The organism is Streptacidiphilus pinicola (assembly GCF_003258295.1).
GTDB classification, from domain to species: domain Bacteria; phylum Actinomycetota; class Actinomycetes; order Streptomycetales; family Streptomycetaceae; genus Streptacidiphilus; species Streptacidiphilus pinicola.
Window position 1 is genome coordinate 1 of the sequence record NZ_QKYN01000177.1, and the last position, 1,197, is coordinate 1,197.

1 protein-coding gene is annotated in these 1,197 nt (G+C 69.3%); it reads left to right on the forward strand.

The annotated features are described in order from the left end of the window. Positions 1-116: 116 nt before the first annotated feature. Complete coding sequence (locus DN069_RS34530; RefSeq protein WP_111507196.1) at positions 117-1,070, forward strand: IS481 family transposase; 954 nt, start codon at positions 117-119, stop codon at positions 1,068-1,070. Positions 1,071-1,197: the final 127 nt, after the last annotated feature.

Below are 1,197 nucleotides of genomic sequence, written 5' to 3' on the forward strand. Positions count from 1 at the left end.
TGTTCTGACCACGGAGGTTGGTGACGGGGTTCACGGTGGGGTGATCTTGAAATAGGTGAGGGCCTTCTGGCTCGGTGTGGATTGCGACATCTGCACCGGCTCCCAGAAAGGCCCTCATGCCACACCGTAACGCACCCCTGACCGAGACCGGCCGCCTGCGTCTGGCCCGTTGCGTGGTCGACGACGGCTGGCCGCTGCGCCGGGCGGCGGAACGCTTCCAGGTCTCGCCGACCACCGCCAAGCGCTGGGCGGATCGCTACCGCACACTCGGCGAGGCCGGCATGGCCGACCGCTCCTCCCGCCCGCACCACAGCCCGCGCCGGACCGCGACCCGCACCGAACGACGCATCATCAAGGTCCGGATCCTGCGCCGCTGGGGACCGGCCCGCATCGCCTACCTGCTCCACCTGAACCCGGCCACCGTGCACCGCGTCCTGGTCCGCTACAAACTCGCCCGCCTGGCCCACCTCGACCGCGCCACCGGCCAGCCGATCCGCCGCTACGAACACTCCGCCCCCGGCGACTTGGTCCACGTCGACATCAAGAAGCTCGGCAACATCCCCGACGGCGGCGGCCACAAAACCCTCGGACGGCAGGCCGGCCGCAAGACCCGCCCGAACGCGGGCTACAGCTACCTCCACAACGCCGTCGACGACCACTCCCGCCTGGCCTACAGCGAGATCCTGGCCGACGAACGCAAGGAGACCGCGGCCGCGTTCTGGACCCGGGCCCAGGCGTTCTTCACCCGGGCCGGGATCACCATCCAACGCGTGCTGACCGACAACGGCGCCTGCTACCGCTCACACCCCTGGCGCGACGCCCTGGCCCGGACAGGAATCGTGCACAAGCGCACCCGGCCCTACCGGCCGCAGACCAATGGCAAGGTCGAACGCTTCAACCGCACCCTGCTCGACGAATGGGCCTACGCCCGGCCCTACCGCACTGAGCAGGAACGACGAGACGCCTACCCGGGCTGGCTCCACACCTACAATCACCACCGCGGACACACCGCTCTCAAGGGCCGCCCACCCGCCAGCCGCGTCCCCAACCTCACGGGACAGAACACCTAGCCCAAGCGCCTGCGAAACAAGGCTCCCCAGCCGTACGCTCCCCGCACCACAACCGAGGGGGCAGCGTGCTTGAGAACCGCGCACTCGAACTGATCATCCTGCTCGTCATCGTCGGCATCCCCGCCAC

Coding starts and splice junctions, on each gene's coding strand:
- DN069_RS34530 (WP_111507196.1), top strand. CDS start 117: ATGCCACACCGTAACGCACCCCTGACCGAGACCGGCCGCCTGCGTCTG.